Source organism: Vibrio sp. RE86 (assembly GCF_013114545.1).
In the GTDB taxonomy this organism is placed as follows: domain Bacteria; phylum Pseudomonadota; class Gammaproteobacteria; order Enterobacterales; family Vibrionaceae; genus Vibrio.
In genome coordinates, this window is the sequence record NZ_VTXI01000002.1 from 310199 (window position 1) to 332165 (window position 21967).

Consider the following 21967-nt stretch of genomic DNA (forward strand, 5'->3'; position numbering starts at 1 on the left):
GTTAGAGCCTAGTCGCTTTTTCTCAGGAAGATTGGAAAAACGAGGTTAATTCGGCAATGAATTCTCGTTTCTTAAACCCGTCAGCCATCTTTAGGTGAACATCAATACTGAGTAAATCTGGCAAGCCATGCTCTTTTCCCAAAACGTACAGCTCGTCATCAAGCATCTTATCCAAAATGACTCCGATACCTAATCCACTCTTAATCGCTTCAATGTTTTGCTGCCAATTGAAAGATTGAAATGCGATGTGATAAGGCACTGCCATAAGTTGAAGGCTGTGCTCTAGACTGATCCTCGGTATACATCCCTCCTGAAATACCACCAGCGGTAGTCGGGAAGCGAGGTCGTTTATATTGTTTGTGTGGCTGACCCAGATCAGTTGGGTACTGTAGAGATAATAGGAGTCGGTATCTTCGTGCTCTAAATTGGTATGTAAACGTTTTTGGAAAAAGAGATCGATCGTGCCACCGGTAAAATGCTTGTTGTGATTTTCATTTTTGTCGACCACAAAAGAGATAAGGTAGTTGGGAAAGTGCCTCTGAGTGATTTCACGTAGGGCGAGGATCTCTTTATGACCTAAATCATCTGGGATACCAAATCTAAGGGTCTTAGCTGGGGGCAATAACAGTGATTCAACGCCCTCTAATAGTTTGACCGCATTTTGATAGATGTCGTGAGCTCGTTCAGTCTTAACGAGTAGCTTACCCGTGCTGCGTTTGAACAGGGCGCAGTCGAGTTGGTCTTCAAGCTTTTTTAAAGAGAGCGTGACAGCAGATTGAGTCTTGCATAACTCTGCAGCTGCTTTGGTGATGTTTTCGTTCTCATAGACCGAGGCGAAGCAGCGAAGCTGCTCTAAGGTGACCTTTTTACTGTTTAGAAATGTTCTTTTCATGTCCATCCATTGAAGTCACACTAACGTTAGCTAGTTCCTAAAGCTGAGTGTGATTATTCCATACTGCGTTTGGTTGAATATTACTATGTTTCACATAGAGTTAGAAAAGACAATTGGAAATAAGATATTCGTGAAGTGACTCGAACCAAGCGTCTCTAATCAGTCCAAAACATCGATTTAGGGTCTTTGTCGACCTCTCTCATAATTGCGGTGAGGTCGCTGCTTTGGGCAAGGAATGGGTAAGGTAGCCACCTGTCTGAGTCTGATTCATGTGGCAAAAACAGTTGCCATTGATTGGTATCATGGCTCCACAATACCTTGGCGATAGGGTTCATATAGTCGCAATGGCTAGAGTCGAGCAGAAAGTGCTGTTTGATAAACACAACACCATCTGGCAGGGGTTCATAACTGGCTTTCCCTAATTCGGCAGGTGTGCTTTGATTACGCTGCTTACATATTAGCTGCGCTCTGCTTTCGACTTGACGCTGTAACAAACTCACTAAACCCATTGGAATCTCTCTGACGGTTCACTTTGCTATAAGAATAGTAGGTGTAACCACATAGGTTGTCTGTATGGCTATTTCACAAAATGAAGACTTGATGATGTTGCCTCTCCGCCAACCTTGGTATTTAGATAACGAAAAGTTTGTTTTGGTGTTTTAGCATTTTATTCTTCGATAAAATCTCAATGCCAATCCCAACTGTTTCAGTTGACGCTAATATAGATATATCAGCTTCTCGCTGTGGGATTGTGAAACGTTTAACGTAGGGGCGTTACTCGTAGTGTGGCTCCCGAATGTACATATACCCTCCTGATGTACATCAATCCTTTCACCGGAGTCTCGTGTTTCTGACTCCGGTTTTTTTCCTCGCATCTAGAGTTTCGCTCAACCTTAAACTGTCTACCTTGTGTTCACAAAAATGTCATCTAATCGCAATACCATAACGGCCGTATTCTGTTAATAAAACTAAACTCGAATAGGAGAGAATTATGGTTCGTGTTGCTCTAGCGGCACTATTGTCGTCTTCGCTGTTGGCGGCGCCCGTATTTGCGGAAGAAGTAAATGTTTCGGGTTCTACATCGGTTGCACGTGTAATGGATGTACTAGCAGAACAGTTTAATAGCACACACTCAGATACGTACATTGCAGTGCAAGGGATAGGTTCTACAGCGGGTATCACGCTAGTAAACAATGGGGTGGCGGATATTGGTATGAGCTCTCGCTATTTAACAGAGAGCGAACAAGATGATTCACTCAGTGTTACTCCGATTGCATTTGATGGCTTAGCGGTTGTGGTGAATAAGACCAATAGCCTTGAGAACATTACTCGCGAACAGCTTTTCGATGTATACAAAGGTAAGATTACGAACTGGAAACAGTTAGGTGGTGCCGATCAAAAGATAGCGGTTGTTACTCGTGAAGCTTCCTCTGGTTCTCGTTACAGTTTTGAAAGCCTAATGGGTCTTACGCGCATTATTAATGGCCGTCTTGTCTCTGACATTAATCCAGACAACCTAGTTGTAAACAGCAACAGCATGGTAAAAACCATCGTGAATCATAATAAACAAGCGATTGGTTTTATCTCTACAGGCTCGGTGGATAGCTCTATTAAAGCGATTCAGTTTGAAGGGGTCACCGCAAGCAATAAAACCATTGCTAGTGGCGATTATGAGCTCTCACGTCCGTTCTTGATTCTATACAAGAAAGAGAAGGTCGAAGAAGAGACACAAACCTTTATCAATTACTTAAAAACTAAAGAAGCGAAATCACTCATCAGTGAATATGGTTATACACCGCTAGCGAAATAAGCAAACCCTCATAAAAGAAAGCCACCGCAATGGTGGCTTTTCTGTATCAAAAGCTCTTCAAGCATCGACTAATGAGCAACGACTTTATCTCTACCAGTCGCTTTCGCGATATACAGTTGCTTGTCTGCGCGCTCAATTGCGACTTCAATCGGCTCATCACCCAGCGCGGTAATTCCAACAGACGCTGTTAAGTTGATGCCTCTTGGCCATGCGACAAGCTTTAAGTTAGTCAGAATACTGTTAAAGAACGATTCATTTTCTGGTAGTGTCCGCCCAACATTAATCACGACAAACTCCTCTCCCCCCCAGCGAATCAGAATGTCTTTATCGCCAGTGCTGTTGATCAGTGTTTGGCTGAATTGACGCAGTACGTCATCTCCGACCGAGTGACCATAGGTATCATTAATTTTCTTGAAGTGATCAATATCAAGAACGGCGATCGAAACATGCTGGTTATGCTTCGCCAACATACCCACTGCTTCGAATAGTTCATCAAGCCCGCGACGATTCCGAAGACCCGTAAGTGGATCAAGTGAAACTTCTTTTTGCAGCGTAGTTAAATGGCTTTGCAGTTGGTTAATCTTTGCTTTTTCTACTCTCAACATCTTTTGAGTTGCGATGAGATAGAAAATCAAATAGCCAAATAGCGTTAGGATCCAAACCGCTATGATGATGCGCTGGTACTCAGCCAAAGGTAACCATTTGCCACGAAATTCAATTGAGTGAATCTCAAAAGTGCTTGTACCTTCTGATACTAATTCTTCAGTACCAATCTCGATGGACACTGAGTCACTGATATCAACAGCAGTGTGGGTGACAGGATGATTGTAATAGTCGAACCACCATTTGGGCACATAGAGGTAATCAAGAGAAAGCGGAGAGGTTACACCATGAACACTGGTATCGAACTCAAAAATATTGAATTTATCCGACTGTAAATCACCCTCTTTGCTGTACTGATTATCGAAGTTACGAATGATAAAACGAGCTCTTGGTAGGCTATCTCCAGAGTACCTTACGTCAAATGCGACTTCGTTATAGACAGAGAGATCGAGGTGAGTGCCCTCGGATTCAACAGGATGATAATCAAAGCTAATTTCACAAAATGGATGTTTATATGAGAGTGAAATATCACAATTTAAAAGCAAGGCTCCCGAGTCTAACTTGGTTAATGTACCTCTTGTAAGCCCGCCGTGGTCTTGGTCTGTATTGACTCGCAGTGAAAAGTCGTCGCTTTTGAGTGGGTCTAAGGTGCGATTAAATCCTAAGTGGTAATAGCCAGAAGCAACAAGCGTCATCAACGTTAGAGCGATTAATAGAATCGAAAGGTTTTTGAGTTGATTTTCGGATTTCACGACGATGATAAGAAAAGGTTGTATATACTAGTAACGGTACCATGTTCTGTATTTAGTTTACAATACCTTTTGTTTACAAATTTTTAATATAAAAAAGCAGGAAACTGTGCTCCTGCTCTTTAGTTTGTGTATTGGTTTATTCAACGCCCGCTTCTTGGTATAAACGGCGGCATGCTTTGCCATCGCTGTGGAATAGGTGACAACGGTGCGCAGGAATGCCGACTGACAGCTTATCACCAGGTTCTACATCTAGCGTATCTGGTTGGCGGTAAATCATATCCGCATCAGCAGCGTCGATGTGTAGGTAAGCTTGCGTTTCATTACCTAGTTTTTCAACGATGTTCACTTCGCCTTCGATGGTTGCATCGCCTTCGTTCGCTGGCAGCAAGTGCTCTGGACGAACACCTAGTGACATACGTTCACCTGCTGTCACAGTTGTGCCATCTACAGGAATCCAGAAAGTGGTTCCGTTCGCCAGTTGAACCATCACGCGCTCTTTTTCTACCGCTTCAATGAATACGCTCATGAAGTTCATTTTCGGTGAGCCGATAAAGCCAGCAACAAAGCGGTTCTGAGGGTAGTGATAAAGCTCTAATGGTTTACCCACTTGAGAAACGAAACCCGCATCAAGAACAACGATCTTATCGGCCATCGTCATCGCTTCAACTTGGTCGTGCGTTACGTAAATCATTGTACAGCCGAGTTTGCGCTGCAGTTTGGTGATTTCAGAACGCATTTGAACGCGAAGCGCGGCATCAAGGTTTGATAGCGGCTCATCAAGGAGGAATACGTTAGGTTGAGAGACCAGTGTACGGCCAATCGCAACACGCTGACGTTGACCGCCTGACAGTGCTTTAGGTTGACGTTCTAGAAGATGGCTAAGTTGAAGGATTTCAGCGGCGTGTTCAACGCGACGGTCGATCTCGCCTTTATCAGCTTTCGCCAATTTAAGACCAAATGACATGTTATCGTATAGGTTCAGGTGAGGGTACAGTGCGTAAGACTGGAACACCATACCAACGCCACGCTTAGAAGGCTCAACATCGTTCATGCGTTCATTGCCGATGTAAAGGTCACCAGAAGTGATGTCTTCTAGACCTGCGATACAACGTAAAAGTGTTGACTTACCGCAACCTGATGGGCCAACGAAGACAACAAACTCGCCTTCCTGGATATCTAAATCAACATTCTTTGAAATTAGTACGTCGCCGTATGCTTTACATACATTTTTTAACGTGACACTCGCCATCTAGCTCGTCCTCGATCGATGTTTATCTTTTTACTGCCTTTCATTATATGAATTATATCGTCGGCAATAACAGTAGGAATTGGGTCTGAGTGTGAATTCTATCAGACGATAAGAAAAGAAGGGTGAAGAACTATTTCAACACCCATCAAGCCAAATACAGATTTGCTTCCCCCGTGTTATTCAAGCTTCTCCCCCGGAAGAATCAGTCTCCTGAATACCTACGTGCTTGAACACTCTAAGCAAACCTTTGCGGCATTGTAACCAGTCACCTTGGTATGTGTTACTGGAAAAGGGTTCTTACCATCCACTCATTGGATGGTTGTATTCTGCGTTGCTTAGCGGCTCTGTTCATCCTCCCAATACAAATAATTAGAGGGGGAGTAGTCAGGGAGGAGCAGAAAGGAGGAGTAGAAGGGGGAGAGAGATCGAGTTCAAATATTTTTCGATATAGTGAGTGAAATTGGTCACATAAAGGGAGCGTTTTGTGATGTTGGTCTCCAATGTCTCAAGATAGGGATCACGAAAATAGTCCATAATAGCGAGGGCGTAGGGAGTAGGAGGATGAGCCTACACTCAGTTTGGCAGAGAATAAACGCTGAAATAAGGTGAAACCACTGGTCGACCCCTACAACACAAATATAAAAAGGATATCAACATGAAAAACGCCCTAAGCACTGTCGCGCTCGGAACACTTGTTGCTCTTGGCTCATTTGGTGCAAACGCTGCTATCGAAGAAGGTCAACTAACGATCTGGATTAATGGTGATAAAGGCTACAACGGATTAGCAGAAGTAGGTAAACAGTTCGAAGAAGACACAGGTATCAAGGTAACGGTTGCTCACCCTGATGCACTTCAAGACAAGTTCCCTCAAACAGCTGCGACAGGCGATGGCCCTGATATTGTGTTCTGGGCGCACGACCGTTTTGGTGGTTACGCTGAAGCTGGTCTACTGGCTGAAATCAATCCATCTCAAGAGATCCAAGATGGCATCGTTGATTTTGCATGGGACGCAGTAAAATATGACGGTAAGACAATTGGTTACCCAATCGCGGTTGAATCACTGTCTCTTATCTACAACAAAGATCTTGTACCGACTCCACCAAAAACTTGGGAAGAAGTTGCTGCGATCGACGCTAAGCTGAAAGCGGATGGCAAATCTGCAATCATGTGGAACCTAAAAGAACCGTACTTCACATGGCCTCTTATGGCTGCTGACGGCGGCTACGCATTCAAATACGGCGCAGCTGGTTATGACGTGAAAGACGCAGGTATCGCAAATGATGGCGTTAAAGATGCGATGAACTTTGTGAAAGGTCTTGTTGATAAAGGCGTTATCTCTTCAGATATGGACTACTCAGTCTCTGAGTCTGCGTTCAACCAAGGTACAGCGGCAATGACAATCAATGGCCCATGGGCTTGGGGTAACATTGAGAAATCAGGCATCAACTACGGTGTAACAACACTGCCTAAATTCAACGGTCAATCGTCTAAACCTTTCGTTGGCGTACTGACTGCTGGTATCAGCACTGCGTCACCAAACAAAGACCTTGCAGTTGAATTCATCGAGAACTACCTACTGACTAACGATGGTCTACGTAAAGTGAACGACGATAAGCCACTTGGCGCGGTTGCACTTAACTCATTCCAACGTGAGCTAGATTCTGATAAGCGCATTGCTGCGACAATGGACAACGCAATGAACGGCGAAATCATGCCAAACATCCCACAGATGAACGCTTTCTGGGGTAGCGCGAAAAACGCAATCATCAACATTGTTGACGGTCGCCAAACAGTGGATGCTGCACTAGCTGACGCTGAAAAACAGATGACAAAATAAGACATTTCTCACTTTTTAAGGAGGGAGCAATCCCTCCTTCGTTTCTAAGTACTATCATCGTTAGCAGGTTCTTTTATGCAGTCAGTTCAAGGTACAGATGCTATGACATCTCCATCAGCGAGCTTGCCATCAAGTAAAAGCGTATTCATTAAGTGGGGGCTACTTGGCTCTGTCGGTCTCGTTAATGGCTATGCGACAATTCTAATGTATTCTCGTGGTGAGTTGGCCTTCGCCCTACTTACCCTAATTTTAACCGCACTGGCGTTGTATATTTTCGGTAGTAAAAAGACTTACGCACACCGTTATATCTACCCAGGTATTGCAGGCATGATTCTTTTCATCCTTTTCCCGCTTGCGTATACCGTTGGTCTTGCCTTCACAAACTACAGTGCGAAAAACCAACTCTCCTTTGAGCGTGCTCAGTCAGTATTGATGGATCGCACGTATCAAAGTGGTGACAGCTACCCATTCACGCTTTACAAGACTGAAGATGGTCACCGTATTGCGGTCAAGAAAGGGGATGAGCTGTTTGCAACTGAGTCGTTTGACTTGGCTTCGCTTTCTGCTTCAGATATGGACTTAACCCTTGTAGAGTCGGTGTCTGGTGACAAAGAAAAAATCAAAACCATCATCAAGAACAAGGCAGCACTAGGCGCATTAGACCTGCATTTGCCGTCTGGTGATGACATTCGTATGAGCGGCCTACGTAAATTTGCTGCTGTTGTACCGCTTTACACCATACAAGACGATGGTGAGTCTCTATACAACAACCGCACTAATGAGATGCTCAAGCCAAATATGGATGTTGGTTTCTACCAACCGATTGACGAAAACGGGCAGTTTGTTGGTTCTACAGTTTCTCCTGGCTTTATTGTTGATATTGGTACACATAACTTCGAACGTGTATGGAAAGATGAAGGTATCAAAGAGCCATTCATGAGCATCTTTGTTTGGACGATTGTCTTCTCTGCAGTGACGGTTGGTTTGACTGTAGTGATTGGCTTAGTGCTAGCGGCTGTTGTTCAGTGGGAAGAGTTAAAAGGTCGTGCTATTTACCGAGTGCTTCTGATTCTTCCTTATGCGGTACCTGCGTTTATCTCAATCTTGATCTTTAAAGGTCTGTTCAACCAGAGCTTTGGTGAGATCAATATGGTGCTGGAAGGGTTGTTTGGTATTAGCCCTGCTTGGTTCTCTGAGCCGATTATGGCAAAAGCCATGGTATTGATCGTTAACGTGTGGCTTGGCTTCCCGTACATGATGATTCTATGTATGGGTCTATTGAAAGCGATTCCTGAGGACCTTTACGAAGCGTCTGCTATCGATGGAGCAAACTTCATTGATAACTTCCGTAAGATCACTATGCCGTTGATGATTAAGCCGCTAACACCGCTACTTATTGCTGCTTTTGCATTTAACTTTAATAACTTCGTACTGATTCAGCTTTTGACTCAAGGTGGTCCAAACATGATTGGTACGTCTGAACCAGCAGGTTACACAGACCTACTAGTAAGCTACACCTACCGAATCGCGTTTGAGGGTGCAGGTGGTCAAGACTTTGGTCTAGCAAGTGCAATCGCGACGCTTATTTTCCTATTGGTTGGTGCGCTAGCGTTAATTAACCTACGTTTCACTAAGTTGTCTCAGGATTAAGGAGAGTTTCCAATGGCAATCGTTCAAGGTAAATCACTTAAATACCGAGTGTGGGCAACGCATATTGCGATGTGGATCTTCTTAGCGTCGATCATCTTCCCGTTGCTGATGATTATTGCTATCTCATTCCGTGAAGGTAACTTTGCGACGGGTAGTATCATCCCTGATAACCCATCGTTAGAGCACTGGAAACTAGCTCTTGGCTTCTCGGTTACCAATGCAGATGGCTCGGTGACACCGCCTCCATTCCCTGTACTAACATGGCTGTGGAACTCGGTGAAGGTTGCGGGTATTTCATCGATTCTGATTGTGGCGCTATCGACAACATCGGCCTACGCATTTGCGCGTATGCGCTTTAAAGGTAAGAACACGATTCTTAAAGCGATGATGATCTTCCAGATGTTCCCAGCGGTTCTGGCGCTTGTAGCACTTTATGCGTTGTTTGATAAGCTTGGTCAGTACATCCCATTCTTAGGCTTGAATACTCACGGTGGTCTGATTTTCTCTTACCTAGGTGGTATCGCGCTTCATGTATGGACGATCAAAGGCTACTTCGAAACGATTGATAACTCACTAGAAGAAGCGGCTGCACTTGACGGTGCAACACCATGGCAAGCATTCAGATTAGTACTGCTTCCACTGTCTGTGCCAATTCTAGCGGTAGTGTTTATTTTGTCGTTCATCAGTGTGGTTGGTGAAGTTCCAGTAGCATCTTTACTACTTTCTGATGTAAACTCATATACATTAGCGGTTGGTATGCAGCAGTATCTATACCCACAGAACTATCTATGGGGTGATTTTGCGGCAGCAGCAGTATTGTCTGCACTACCAATTACCATCGTATTCTTGCTTGCACAGCGCTGGTTAGTCGGAGGATTGACGGCTGGTGGTGTGAAAGGTTAATAAGAACGATAAGGGCGACCGCGAGGTCGCCCATTTTGTTTCTCTGCTTAACACTTTTGGTTTGGCCGCCGATCAGTTAAGTAGAGGGCAGAACTGGCGTTACGCATAGCTGGCTGTTAGCTAGATTCCTTACTATTTCACTACTAACAGTTTTTGTAACCATTGACCCGGTTTGTCCCGGGTTTTTTTGTGCCTGTTGTTCTGACGAATGCTCTTAACAGAGCGACTTCGTTAGTTGCAATTATAAGAATTAAGACAGTGGAGTGTATTGCCTTGAATAGGCGTTGCGACTGAAGCGAGGTTAGCGACTGAAATTGTGCTCCAAATTACACAGAGTTGCGGCTGTTAGCACATTGTGTGCTGTTCAAAGCTCTCGATTTGAAGGGGCGCAGCCAAGGTGGCGCAAAAGGACGTAAATACTTTCTTGAGACAGAGCGACTCGACGAAACAGGTCAGCGAATACATCATCCCCGCCAAAGCAAGTACGAATATAGTGGTTGATCTCCTCATCCCCATATCCTTCTACATACATTGTCCTTACCCATTGGTACTCAACGGCTTTTAAGTTCGACAGTGTAGATTCGCTAAGCGTAGTAGCACTGATACCCAAGTAATATTCCTTCATCGTATTTTTACTGCTAGCGGATTTAAGCAAACGAACATGAAAGAAAAATGACAGAAGAATGGAATTACAGAGAGTTGACAGAAATAGAGGTGCGAAACCTCTATTTCTGCATGATGATCACTACTTGAGGTACTTAACGTGCGCTTCCATCTCTTCGCCGATCTGTTTGCGCATGTTCATCAATCGAATCGCCGAATCACGAAGTTCAATATCTTCTTCAGTTTGTGGAACCCATTCCGGAACCTCTGTTGGTTTGCCGTTCTCATCCACGGCAACCATAATGACGATGCAGTGTGTCGTTAGGCGGTTCTTAAGTTCTTTAGGGTCACTGGCTTGCACGTCAATAGCAATGTGCATAGAGCTGCGACCTGTGTAGATTACCTTGGCGCTCACTTCAACCAGGTTACCAACATGAATCGGTGCAACGAAGCGAATTCCGCCTGCGTAGGCCGTAATGCAGTATTTACCACTCCATGCGGCTGCATTGGCATAAGCGGCTAAATCGATCCATTTCATCACGGCACCGCCGTGGACCTTTCCGCCAAAATTCACATCGCTCGGCTCAGCAAGAAAACGTAGTGTAGTGTTGCGTTGACCAGTACTCATTAGTCAATCCTTTGTTTTTATTGATTTACTCTTTGATAACAAACCAGTAAATAAACTGCAATGACTATTTGAGCTTAGGTGAGAAATAGAAAGAGCCGCAAGTCAAAAGCGGCTCTCTTACGGGGAAGTAGGGTAGTGCTAACTCTTTGGCGTCATAACTTGATCCATAATCTGCATACTTTGCTCAAAGTAGGGGTTGTAGGTCAGCCTTGCGTGAGTTTTTCCTAATTCCGTATAACCATAAGATGAGTACCAAATATCTTCTCCTGAAGCGCATTTATTACCATCTGATTCGGTTTGACCATTGTTACAGATTAGGTTACTTCCGTTGATACCGTAGTTTGGATTGGTTGGAGAAAACAGCAAGCCCATATGCGAACCATTTGAAATACGTTGCTCTGGCAATTTCATCGTAAATCGAGTTGAGCGCGGATCATTTAAGTCATGTTCACCTTGCCACACAATGTGGTTATGGGTATTTGGCATTTTCTCGCTAAATGTATCTATCGCATATTGAGTGCTGATTACTTTATCGCCTTCACTCATCAGCATAAATACAGGCTTGTTGTATTGTGCGTTGATAAGCTGCTCTTGAACAACGGCTGATGTTTGGTAATACACTGCCGCAGCGCTCATCGGTAATGAGTTGTAGCGAAGTGGGTTATCTTCTGGGTCTTGATCCGCCCAAGTGATAAAGTGACTTGCGATCTCTGCAAATTGGACGGCGCTTGAGTTGGGCTGAAGTGCAGGCGAAAACAGAAGCAATCCGTTAATTGAATCATCACTGAGTGCTTCAGACGTAACGAGGTTTGCGCCAGTAGAGTAGCCTCCAAGCCACACTGAGTCGGTCTCCTGTTTTAGTAGTTCAATATGGTGATGAACCACACCTTGCCAGTCTTGCAGCGTTGGGAGTTGCAAGTCGCCCACTTTACTGCCATGTCCAGGAAGCAACACGGTTCTGACTAAATAGCCTTGCTCAGCAAGGTGCGTCGCGACGTCGACAAACGAGTAAGGAGAGTCACCTAACCCATGAACAAGTAATACACCTTGGCCGTTTGGTTTAGTGGGTTGGTACTCTCTCGGCAATACGGATTCAATTTCTGACTTAGCATCGGAAGAGACGAAGTGTCGGTTTTCGTTCAACCAAGTTTTCGTGTCAGAAACATACTGATGAAAACTGGGCTGAGAATAATTTGGTAGTGACTCTGCTTTCTCAAATGCAGGATCGGTAGGCTGACTTGAACAGCCTACAATAATGGTTGTAGCCGCTGCAGCGATGTAAAATGCAAACGCAGATTTCTTACGCATCATATGCTCTATTTTTTCCTTTCTATTTTGATACGTCTTCATACTCTCCCTCTAATACTGAGCGTGAGTTGTTTTCGTTCACAAAAGGAGATCGATTCATCTTTAGTGACTTTTCAATTTTTTTGCCTGTGATGATGGCAGCGATGGTTAGTGGAATCGCGATTACCAGACTAAATAGTAGGGTAAACACCCCAATAAATAGGGCGAAAATACCAGAAATGACTCTATTCATAATTAATACCTCTCAATTGCGTATTCAGATTAACGCCGAGTAAATGAATGAAACATGAACAAGAGGCAAAAAAGCCACTTCCATCCAATGAAAGTGGCAAATAAGGGGGATTATTATAGGTATAGGTTGTGGAGTCTTGCTCCCAAGTCATCTTGGGAGCGATATCTAATTACTTGGTTGGATAAGTTTTGTAGCGTACACCCATCATTTGTTCCATACAGTGGACAACTTGGCAGCTGTAGCCAAATTCGTTGTCGTACCAAATGTAAAGAACACAACGGTTGTCTTGAGCAATAGTCGCTGCGCCATCAACAACACCAGCAAAGCGAGAACCAACAAGGTCTGTCGACACAATCTCGGTTGATTCTGTGTAATCGATTTGAGCAGAAAGCCCTGACGTTAGTGCCATCTCACGCAAGTAAGCATTGAGTTCTTCTTTGTCTGTGCCGTTCACTAGGTTTAAGTTAGCGATCGCCATTGAAACGTTAGGCGTTGGTACACGAATCGCATTGCCCGTTAACTTGCCAGCCAGTTCAGGTAGTGCTTTAGCCACTGCTTTTGCTGCACCTGTCTCAGTCAGAACCATGTTCAGCGATGCACTGCGACCACGACGCTCACCTGAGTGGAAGTTATCAATCAGGTTCTGGTCATTCGTGAATGAGTGAACCGTCTCAATGTGACCTGACGTTACACCATACTTATCGTTCATTGCTTTAAGAATCGGTGTAATCGCGTTTGTTGTACAACTTGCCGCTGAGATGATGGTGTCTTGGCTTTCGATAACATTATCGTTTACACCAAATACGACGTTCTTAATGTCGCCTTTGCCTGGAGCAGTCAGAAGTACTTTCTCCGCGCCATTACATTCTAGGTGCTGGCTCAAGCCCTCTGCATCACGCCAAACGCCTGTGTTATCAACAACAAGCGCATTGTTGATACCGTAAGAAGTGTAATCAACGTCTTCAGGCTTGTTCGCATAGATAAACTGAATGTAGTTACCATTAGCGATGATTGCTTTGCGCTCTTCATCAACAATGATGCTGCCGTTGAATTGACCGTGAACAGAATCACGACGAAGTAGGCTTGCACGCTTCTCTAGGTCGCCTTTCTTACCACCGCGAACAACAACTGCACGGAGTCTTAGCGGGTAACCCGGGCCAGATTTCTCAACAAGTAGACGAGTAAGCAATCGACCGATACGGCCAAAACCGTACAGAACAACGTCACGAGGCTCAGCAACAGTCTCGCCGTTCATCGCACCCATTAGCGAAGTATGTAAAAAGTCTTTCACACCGTGGTCGTCGTCGCGGCCTTTCCAGAATTGGTGCGCCAGCTGACCAATATCAATACGGCATGGAGATAATTCCATTTCAGATAATGCTTTGATTAGAGGAAGCGTTTGTTCAGGAGTAAGTGCAGTGCCAGTGTAACGGCGAGCTAAGCGGTGAGTCTTGATGATATCGATAGTCGCTGCGTTAACCAGTGTTTTACCGAAAAGTAATACTTCGACGCCTTTATGACGGTACAGTTGACCAAGAAGGGGAGAGATAGTTTCCGCAATCGTTTGGCTAGTTTGCCAATCTAAGAGATGTTTCTCTGGGCTCATTGTATTTTTGGACCTTTCACGTTTTGGGGGGCTGACTCTACTTTCACTTGTAGGGGAGTGAGTAGAGCGTTGTATTAATTTTGTAATTTTGTAATTTTTATGCGGCAGGATTGTAAGTGCAGAGCCCTTATTCTGCTAGAAAAAATAATACAGATGGAAAATACTGTTTTGTGGTCAGTTTATGGTGTTCTGAACTGCTATTTATTGGCAATACGGCCTATTGACTTATAAAAACTCTCAGTCTTATTTCGCGTCAAAAAATACCTGAAGCACGTAATTCATGTAATAAACAAATTTATTATCGAATTAATTATGAACTTGATCACTTAACCTACTTAAAAAGTAAACGAGAGACCGATAGAAATGATTGAGACTTTAGAATCGATGGAATGGGTTGAATTTTGCGCTTCAGTAAACTGTCCGTTGATCACGTTTTTGGAACCTTCTATACATTGCCACTCCATTGATGTGTTGATTGCGGGCGTCCAATCGTATCGAACCCCGACTAAATAGCTATCACTTACTTTACTTCTTCTAGCTTGCCCATATTTAATATAAGGTGTGATTTGGTTGAAACGGTAGTCAAAACCTGCGTACCAATTGGATGAGATTTGTTCGGCAAACATGGCCTCCCCTTGAAAGTGGAGTTGTCCAAAGTAGTGACTAATGCCTAACGAGACCAAATCGATTTGGTGTTCTGCGCTGCCTACCCCTTCTCCAACCTGTGAGGCTTTGGTGTTGAGATAAGAGACGTGAAGTTGGTTATCTCCATAGAAAATATCACTCGATAACCCAAGTGCACGAGAGGTGTCTAAGCGGTAACTCTGGCCATAGCGTTCAAACTCTCTCTCTTCTGGTAGAGCGTAATAAGGAGATAACGCAACATGGACGTCATCACCTGAGTAGAGAGTGAGATCCACCGTGACACCATCATAGTGCGTTAGGCCTAGGTTGTTGCTATAGACTTCAGGCGGCAATCTCAGCCAAGGGTAAGCGCTTGAGACATAGTAGTACTGGGACATTAAGAACAAAGGTGCACGTAAACGTCCTACACGAAGGTGATGGTCATTCATGGCGAACTCAACGAGTGCGCGTTCGAGTTCAGGTGAAGAAAACGTATCTTGGGGACGTTTGACGACTTGCACCACCGTCCGCAGGTGTGAGGTGGCGAGCCAATCCAGCTGTAAGCCTAAAGTTGTGTCACAATCAAAGCACCAATCATCGGTGATATCACGGTGGAGTAATACTGGTGTCGCGCTATCACTTTTGGCTGCAGAAACGGTACCAAATCCGCTGATGTTCAGTGAATCACCAAGGTCTGCGGCGCCTGACTGTGCTAAGGGAATGGACCAAAGGCCTGTCAGCAAAGCGAGCTGAGTTCTATTCTTTGAGAAGATAGAGTACATGGACTTCCTCGGACAGTAATTGGGTGGGGATGTAGGCGATACCATTGGTGTTTTTTTGTAGCCATGCGAAAACATTGTGTTTGGATTCGCTAGTGATGACGGCAGGTGCTATCGCTTTGCCAGAAAATGACTGCCTCGCCCAGATTGCGGACATTTGACTAGGAGATTTTCTGAGTAACTGATGGTAGAAGGATACCCGCGACGGTGATTGGTTAGGTAAATCTAGCAGGCGCACATTGATGCCGTTCACGCTGGAAGTACGTCCACGGTATAGCATCTTTACTTGGCTCAATCGTAAAGACTCTAAATTGGGGTTCAGTGTGACGATGGCAAACTCTTCAGCTCGGCTAGGCAAGCTCAATAAGAGAAGCAGTACGATAACCGCCCATCTAATCAATATCCATTTCTCATGTACAACTCATTGCTTCCATTCAATGATAATTAACTCAATATTGCGACTCATCACCAATAGTGATCAGTTTGCGTTATCCATACGCACATATAAATTTCATATAAACTTATAATAATTGAATGAAATAAATTCAAGGAATGAATTGAAATGTTGCTCAATCGGATATCTATCAAGAGTAGGTTGTTTATCTTATGCTTACTTCCTACTGTCGTCATTGTCGCCTTCAGCGCTACGATGGTGGGTGATATTCATAGTCGACTTCACAGCTACCAGTATATAAACAGCAAGAACATATCCATGAACTTGTTGAGCGAGTTTTCAGATCACACTTATCTGGCGTTATCAAAATCCATAAACGGGCAAAGCCCCAAAACCTCCATCGCATTAGCAAGCCGAACCTTGGCCACTCTTAACGAGGTTATGCTCAATGATCCTCTGATGCTGAGTCACCCAAGCCACCTCCATACGATTCAAAGTTACAGTGAAGAATTACAGCAGTTGCTGGGGGAACTTGAACAAGCAAGTACCGCTGCTACTGTCGAATTAGGAAGGTTGATCCACACGGTCACGCATGACCTGCATGCCGAACTCTTTACCATCAGCGTGCTGGTTGATGATGGTGCCGTGAATCGATTAGATACGGTTATCTCTGATTTGAGTTGGCTTTACTTATGGATGGGACGAGAGGCTTGGCTGGCGAAAGAGATCGAGCGATTAAACTTAACTGTTGATGACTACCTAGCCGATTACTATCGCATTAGCGAACGTCAGCAGTATTACCTTGACCAGTTTGTCATGCAGGGGGCTGACAGTGATCAAGTGGCCGAATTAGTTAACATATTTTCAAGTCGAGAATTTCTTACCGGGGGGTATGTAAAGCATCAACTACTAAGAGGTAATTTGGCGGCTTTAAGCGGTGGTGAGTTCTCCAAAATAATCGAAGAACGAAACCTGAGGATCTCCAATCAATTGACCAGCTTTTCTAATGAACTTAAAAACAATCTTCATTTAGAAATGGCTAAGAGTGAAAGCAGGTTTTGGCAGCTAATTGTACTCAGTGTTGTCGTGGTCGTATTGATGTTGATTTGGGGGGCGAGCACGCTTCATCGTATCAATTCAAAACTTTCGATCATATTGTCGAGCATGAGCCATTTGAAAGGGAAACATAGTACGGATCAGATCCCAATCGATGGAGACGACGAATTTTCCGTCTTTGCGAAAGAGTTAAACGGAATTATTGTTCAGCAAGCTGAAGACAATCATAGCCTAGTGCTAGCCAAAGAGAGTGCAGAGGAGGCGAATAGAGCAAAGAGCTTGTTCCTTGCCAATATGTCACACGAAATTCGCACACCTCTTAATGGCATTATTGGTATGACCGAAATCCTGTCCGATAGCCACTTATCGACCGGTCAAAAAGAGATCTTGCAAGATATCGATACGTCATCCCACCTGCTGTTGTTACTGATCAACGACATCCTAGATCTGTCTAAAATCGAATCAGGTAATTTGGTTCTTTCAGTACAACCGACGAATGTTCGAGAAGCGGTGTTTGATACGATCAATATGGTATGCACCAAAGCGTTAAAACAAGGTATTGAGCTACATATTAATTTTGCAGATGAGCTACCACGTTGCATCGATTTGGATGACTTCCGCTTTAAACAATTATTAATGAACTTACTCAGTAACGCCGTTAAGTTTACTCAGGTCGGCAGCATTGACGTCGATGTGTCGATAGATGGAGATAAATTGGTTTGTCACGTTTCTGACACGGGGATTGGGATTCCTCAATCGAAGCTAGAACAGATATTTAAACCGTTTACTCAAGAGGATGGAAGTATTACTCGTCGCTTTGGTGGCACTGGCCTTGGCCTTGCGATCTGTCGGCAGTTATTGGAACAAATGCAAGGTGATATTTGGGTGAGCTCTGAGCTCGATAAAGGCAGCACGTTTTCGTTTTCTCTCCCTCTTAAAATAAGTGAAAGTAGGACAGAACGCTTCCAACTTGAGGCCAAAACCTTACTGATCAGTAACGACTCTAGCTACCAAGCTTTAATTGAAAGCGAAGCGAATGCACTCGGGCTCAATCTGAGAGTTGAACCAAACGTTGATATGGTGACGAGCTCTGAACAAGACTTTGAATTGATCCTCTACTGTACTTCCAATCACCATAGCGCTCGTAAAGGGTTAGCGGCGCTCAGAGCACGATATTCCAACGCCGTTGTAGTGGGACTTCACCATCATTTATATGCGCAACCAGAATTGGATATGCTTCTCAATGGGCATATTACATTACCAGTGCTTGGGAAACGTTTTGAGTCAACACTGCACACGGCACTTTCGACCAATGCTTTCCATGGATTGTCTAACGATACTCATACCAACATCAAACCTTCACCGAATGTAAAAAAGGTACTGATTGTTGAAGATAACTTGATGAATCAAAAAATTGCCTCGTTCTTTTTGAGTAAAATGGGCATTGAGTATGTGATTGTCGGAAATGGGTTAGAAGCGGTGAATACCATTAAAACGGGGGAGGCGTTCAGCGCGATTTTGATGGATTGCATGATGCCGATTATGGATGGGCTTACGGCGACTCAAGAGATTCGAAAATGGGAGCAAGAACATAATTGTGGGAGAACTGCGATCATCGCCTTGACGGCAAGTGTGCTACCCGAAGAGATTCAAAGCTGCTTTGATGCGGGGATGGACGCGTACCTTCCAAAACCCTATAAATCGCAGCAGCTTGTCGATATGTTTGGTCAGCTAAGAGTGCCGTTTTAGTCGTTATCGAGCTCAGACAGCTCTGCTAACGGAAGCCAGTTCACCTTAACGCCAGCTTGCAAAAACATCTCTTGGCTTACTTTAATTTTTTCGCCCCAGCGAGAAAGAAAGTCGGGAGTCTGCTCTGGACAGTGCACGGCAGAAATACCGGTTTGGATGATCTTCGCCGCACAGTTTGGGCAAGGGAAATGCGTTACCCATATTTCACAGCCATCTAAATCACGTTTAGCGAAAAGAATGGCATTTTCTTCAGCATGAAGTGTTTTGAGGTACTTCATTTCACGATCGTCTGTCATTGCACTGTCTGAAATACCGTGTGGATAGCCATTAAAGCCGACAGATACGATGCGGTTTTGTTTGGTAATGACCGCACCAACTTGCGTTGAAGGATCTTTACTCCAAGAGCCAACAAGCTCAGCCATTTGGTAAAAGCGTTGCGCCCATTTTGAAATCATTCAATCTTCCCTCTAGGAAATCTTGCCTAGCCTACGTCATTACAGGGTCGGCTCTATGTGGTTATGTGATAGAGATCTCCCAATAATATCCTAATTTAAGCAGAGATAGTCCAGTAAAAAGCGAACTATTCTCACCTTTTACATTGGAGATGCGCTTTAGCAGTGACCTAGGTCACTTAATAACAAGAGCAGTGGAAAGGGAGCTGTCTACATTTTGCCACTCACCGTGTAAGAGATCTCTCACAAATACGTGAGTGAATTGAGAGAAATGAATGAGAAAATGGTTTCTGTATTGGGGTAACCAATTGAAATATATAGCTTTGGTTGATTTTTGTTCGTTGTGGGGGAGGGGCATTTGTGCAAAATAGCGTTGTGAAAATAGCGCTCTGACCATAATCTTAAGTTGTCAGCAGGAAGCAGACACGGAACAGGAAAGACCCAAGGATAGGTCATCTTCAGGACGAAGATTCGATTATTCAGGATGAATGGTCGGCATGGAAAGCAAAGGACATTGGCTGGACGCTAGTAACTAGGATGGTTACACATGGAAAGACAATGGACACTTAACGGACTAAGGCAAACTCTATCAGGATGATAGAAACAGGACACCGCTTAAGGATAAAGCGATGAGAGTTAACGAGGATTGTTAACGGGCTGGATTGCCAAGGACACCGCTAGGATGGCGATGATAAGGAAAGTGCTGAAGGAATCAGCGTACTATCAAGGAATAGATGCAGGGAGCACCTATTAGTAGCTGGATTGCTGCGAGTAAGAATGAGAACCCCACTAGGCGAAAGCTTAGTGGGGTTTTTCTTTTTCTAGTCTCTTTGAATCTGTTCGATATGAGCGATGAATAGCTCGACTTTAGGATCGCTAAGTGAGCGTTTGTGACAAATCCCCCAGTACCAAGTTTGCCGTTAAGCTTTAATCAATCCTTGTCATAACAGTGGAAGCTACGGCTACCATTTTGCTAGGGATATAAAATAATAATGAACAACAAAATTCATATCTATCAAGTCTTTACTCGTTTGTTTGGCAACACCGAGACTGCGAATATTCCGTGGGGAACGTTGGAACAAAATGGCTGTGGGAAGTTCAGTGATTTCACAGACAGAGCGTTATCAGAAATCCAAGCGCTCGGAATTAGCCACATTTGGTTTACCGGAGTGCCCCACCATGCCGTTGTTCGTGACTACAAAGCGTACCAGATCACCGATGATCACCCTGCTGTTGTGAAAGGACGTGCAGGATCGCCCTATGCGGTGAAAGATTATTATCAAGTGAACCCTGATCTTGCAGATGATCCAGCCAACCGACTCGCCGAATTTGAAGCTTTGATCCAGCGCACACACCGTAACGGGATGAAAGTGATCATTGATATTGTCCCAAACCATGTCGCACGTTGTTACCTTGGTATGAACAACCCTGAAGGGGTGAGCGACTTCGGTGCTGATGACCACACTGATGTCGAATATCACCGTGACAACAATTTTTACTATATCCCAAACCAAGCGTTTGAGTTGCCAGAGATACCTGAGATGTTCAAGCCGCTTGGGGGCGAGACCCACAGCACGCTAAAGACGCCTTTTGTGGAGTATCCTGCCAAGTGGACAGGGAATGGCTCTCGCCTTGCTAAGCCCGATGCTGACGATTGGTATGAAACGGTCAAGGTAAACTACGGTGTTCGACCTGACGGAACAAAAGATTTCCCTGAACTGCCAGAGGAGTACAGGCACCTTTCTTATCAACACCATTTCGAGTTTTGGCAACAACACAATGTGCCGAACTCATGGATCAAATTCCGTGATATTGCCCTTTATTGGCTAGACAAAGGCGTGGATGGCTTTCGATATGATATGGCCGAAATGGTTCCGGTTGAGTTTTGGAGTTATTTAAATGCCAACATTAAGAACGTCAACCCCGATGCATTTTTGATGGCGGAAGTGTATCAACCCGACCTTTATCGAGACTACATTCAACTCGGTCAAATGGATGCTTTGTATGACAAAGTCGATCTCTATGATGGATTAAAAGCGGTGATACAAGGGAAAGCTTCGACCAAGGTGATCGGCGAGATTCAGTCGCGAGTTCTAGATATCGAGCAGAATATGCTTCATTTTTTGGATAACCACGATGAACAGCGTTTAGCTTCGCCAGAATTTGCCGGAGATATGGATAAAGGTCGGCCAGCGATGCTTGTGTCCGCTCTACTGAGTCGCTCACCAACCATGATCTATTTTGGTCAAGAAGTCGGAGAGCCCGGTAAGGAACTGGCTGGATTTGGCCAACCAAGTCGAACGTCAATATTTGACTATGTTGGTGTGCCAGAGCATCAAAAATGGATGAATGGGGGGCGATTTGATGGCGGTGGTTTATCCGACCAGCAAGGTTACTTAAGAAACTTCTACAAACGGTTACTCAATTTCGCCCAGAGCAGTCCTGCAACCCTAGGAGCTTACGTTGATCTGTATGCACCAAACGAGAGGCAACTAGGGAGTCGATGTCACTTGTTCGCTCGCTATTCAGATAAACAACTCGTGCTAGGTATCAGTAATTTTAGTACTACTGATAAGACCGACTTAGAGCTCACTATAACGAAAGAGATCATTGATTCACTTCATCTGGCCGATGGGCGCTACATGATGATGGATGAAGTGGGCTTAAACCACCCAACTTCGTTGCAGGTTGTTGAGGGGACAGGACGGCTTAAAGTGGCGTTGAAACCTTTAGGCGCTTCAGCATATACGTTAAATCTTTGAAACTGATTAGGGCGAGTTCGACAATGGACTTGGACAAAAAAAAGAGCTAATCAGGAGGCTGATTAGCTCTTTGTGTTT

18 protein-coding genes are annotated in these 21967 nt (G+C 44.4%); 6 read left to right on the forward strand and 12 right to left on the reverse strand.

Translation table 11 applies throughout. The features are described from left to right. Window positions 1-22: 22 nt before the first annotated feature. Window positions 23-892, reverse strand: coding sequence for a LysR family transcriptional regulator (locus F0231_RS03615; protein ID WP_171758340.1), 870 nt, complete (start codon window positions 890-892; stop codon window positions 23-25). Between the two features lie 155 nt (window positions 893-1047). Beyond that, the gene (locus tag F0231_RS03620; RefSeq protein ID WP_171758341.1) at window positions 1048-1401 is read right to left on the reverse strand and encodes a DUF3024 domain-containing protein; all 354 of its coding nucleotides are present in this window, start codon (window positions 1399-1401) and stop codon (window positions 1048-1050) included. A 482-nt stretch (window positions 1402-1883) separates the two neighbouring features. Between F0231_RS03620 and F0231_RS03625 the strand changes: the two genes are divergently transcribed. Then, the gene (locus tag F0231_RS03625) at window positions 1884-2702 is read left to right on the forward strand and encodes a phosphate ABC transporter substrate-binding protein (protein ID WP_171758342.1); all 819 of its coding nucleotides are present in this window, start codon (window positions 1884-1886) and stop codon (window positions 2700-2702) included. Window positions 2703-2770: 68 nt separating this feature from the next. On the opposite strand, the gene F0231_RS21220 is transcribed toward F0231_RS03625, so the two are convergent. Next, window positions 2771-4057 (reverse strand): GGDEF domain-containing protein, encoded by a 1287-nt coding sequence (locus F0231_RS21220; RefSeq protein ID WP_171758343.1) that lies wholly within the window; start codon window positions 4055-4057, stop codon window positions 2771-2773. A 136-nt stretch (window positions 4058-4193) separates the two neighbouring features. Then, complete coding sequence (gene malK / locus F0231_RS03635; protein ID WP_171758344.1) at window positions 4194-5306, reverse strand: maltose/maltodextrin ABC transporter ATP-binding protein MalK; 1113 nt, start codon at window positions 5304-5306, stop codon at window positions 4194-4196. Window positions 5307-5961: 655 nt separating this feature from the next. On the opposite strand from malK, the gene malE reads away from it, so the two are divergent. From malE to malG, 3 genes are all read left to right on the forward strand, one after another. Further along, window positions 5962-7143: a maltose/maltodextrin ABC transporter substrate-binding protein MalE gene (gene malE, locus F0231_RS03640; protein WP_171758345.1), complete on the forward strand. Its 1182-nt coding sequence runs from the start codon at window positions 5962-5964 to the stop codon at window positions 7141-7143. A 75-nt stretch (window positions 7144-7218) separates the two neighbouring features. Further along, complete coding sequence (gene malF, locus F0231_RS03645; RefSeq protein ID WP_171758346.1) at window positions 7219-8793, forward strand: maltose ABC transporter permease MalF; 1575 nt, start codon at window positions 7219-7221, stop codon at window positions 8791-8793. Between the two features lie 12 nt (window positions 8794-8805). Beyond that, window positions 8806-9696, forward strand: coding sequence for a maltose ABC transporter permease MalG (gene malG / locus F0231_RS03650; RefSeq protein WP_171758347.1), 891 nt, complete (start codon window positions 8806-8808; stop codon window positions 9694-9696). Between the two features lie 364 nt (window positions 9697-10060). Here malG and F0231_RS03655 read toward each other — a convergent pair whose 3' ends face one another. The 7 genes from F0231_RS03655 to F0231_RS03685 all read right to left on the reverse strand — a co-directional run bounded on the left by F0231_RS03655 (window position 10061) and on the right by F0231_RS03685 (window position 15876). Beyond that, complete coding sequence (locus tag F0231_RS03655; protein ID WP_171758426.1) at window positions 10061-10306, reverse strand: hypothetical protein; 246 nt, start codon at window positions 10304-10306, stop codon at window positions 10061-10063. A 135-nt stretch (window positions 10307-10441) separates the two neighbouring features. Next, window positions 10442-10927 carry an acyl-CoA thioesterase gene (locus F0231_RS03660; protein ID WP_171758348.1) on the reverse strand — a complete coding sequence of 162 codons (486 nt, stop codon included), beginning with the start codon at window positions 10925-10927 and terminating at the stop codon, window positions 10442-10444. Between the two features lie 138 nt (window positions 10928-11065). After that, complete coding sequence (locus tag F0231_RS03665; protein ID WP_171758427.1) at window positions 11066-12235, reverse strand: carboxylesterase; 1170 nt, start codon at window positions 12233-12235, stop codon at window positions 11066-11068. A 22-nt stretch (window positions 12236-12257) separates the two neighbouring features. Beyond that, entirely contained in the window at window positions 12258-12467 is a 210-nt protein-coding gene (locus tag F0231_RS03670; protein ID WP_171758349.1) for a hypothetical protein, read from the reverse strand. Between the two features lie 169 nt (window positions 12468-12636). Further along, window positions 12637-14073: a glyceraldehyde-3-phosphate dehydrogenase gene (locus F0231_RS03675; protein WP_171758350.1), complete on the reverse strand. Its 1437-nt coding sequence runs from the start codon at window positions 14071-14073 to the stop codon at window positions 12637-12639. A gap of 335 nt (window positions 14074-14408) precedes the next feature. Continuing rightward, window positions 14409-15479: a sulfate ABC transporter permease gene (locus tag F0231_RS03680; RefSeq protein WP_171758351.1), complete on the reverse strand. Its 1071-nt coding sequence runs from the start codon at window positions 15477-15479 to the stop codon at window positions 14409-14411. Continuing rightward, window positions 15454-15876: a hypothetical protein gene (locus F0231_RS03685; RefSeq protein WP_171758352.1), complete on the reverse strand. Its 423-nt coding sequence runs from the start codon at window positions 15874-15876 to the stop codon at window positions 15454-15456. The genes F0231_RS03680 and F0231_RS03685 overlap by 26 nt, the downstream gene beginning before the upstream one ends. A 312-nt stretch (window positions 15877-16188) precedes the next feature. Here F0231_RS03685 and F0231_RS03690 point away from each other — a divergent pair, with 312 nt between their 5' ends. Further along, the gene (locus F0231_RS03690; protein ID WP_253825714.1) at window positions 16189-18675 is read left to right on the forward strand and encodes an ATP-binding protein; all 2487 of its coding nucleotides are present in this window, start codon (window positions 16189-16191) and stop codon (window positions 18673-18675) included. Here F0231_RS03690 and F0231_RS03695 read toward each other — a convergent pair. Then, the gene (locus tag F0231_RS03695) at window positions 18672-19130 is read right to left on the reverse strand and encodes a dCMP deaminase family protein (protein WP_171758354.1); all 459 of its coding nucleotides are present in this window, start codon (window positions 19128-19130) and stop codon (window positions 18672-18674) included. The genes F0231_RS03690 and F0231_RS03695 overlap by 4 nt on opposite strands. A 989-nt stretch (window positions 19131-20119) precedes the next feature. Here F0231_RS03695 and F0231_RS03700 point away from each other — a divergent pair. After that, on the forward strand, window positions 20120-21889 hold the full coding sequence (locus F0231_RS03700; RefSeq protein ID WP_171758355.1) for an alpha-amylase family protein: 1770 nt from the start codon (window positions 20120-20122) through the stop codon (window positions 21887-21889). Window positions 21890-21967 lie beyond the last annotated feature (78 nt).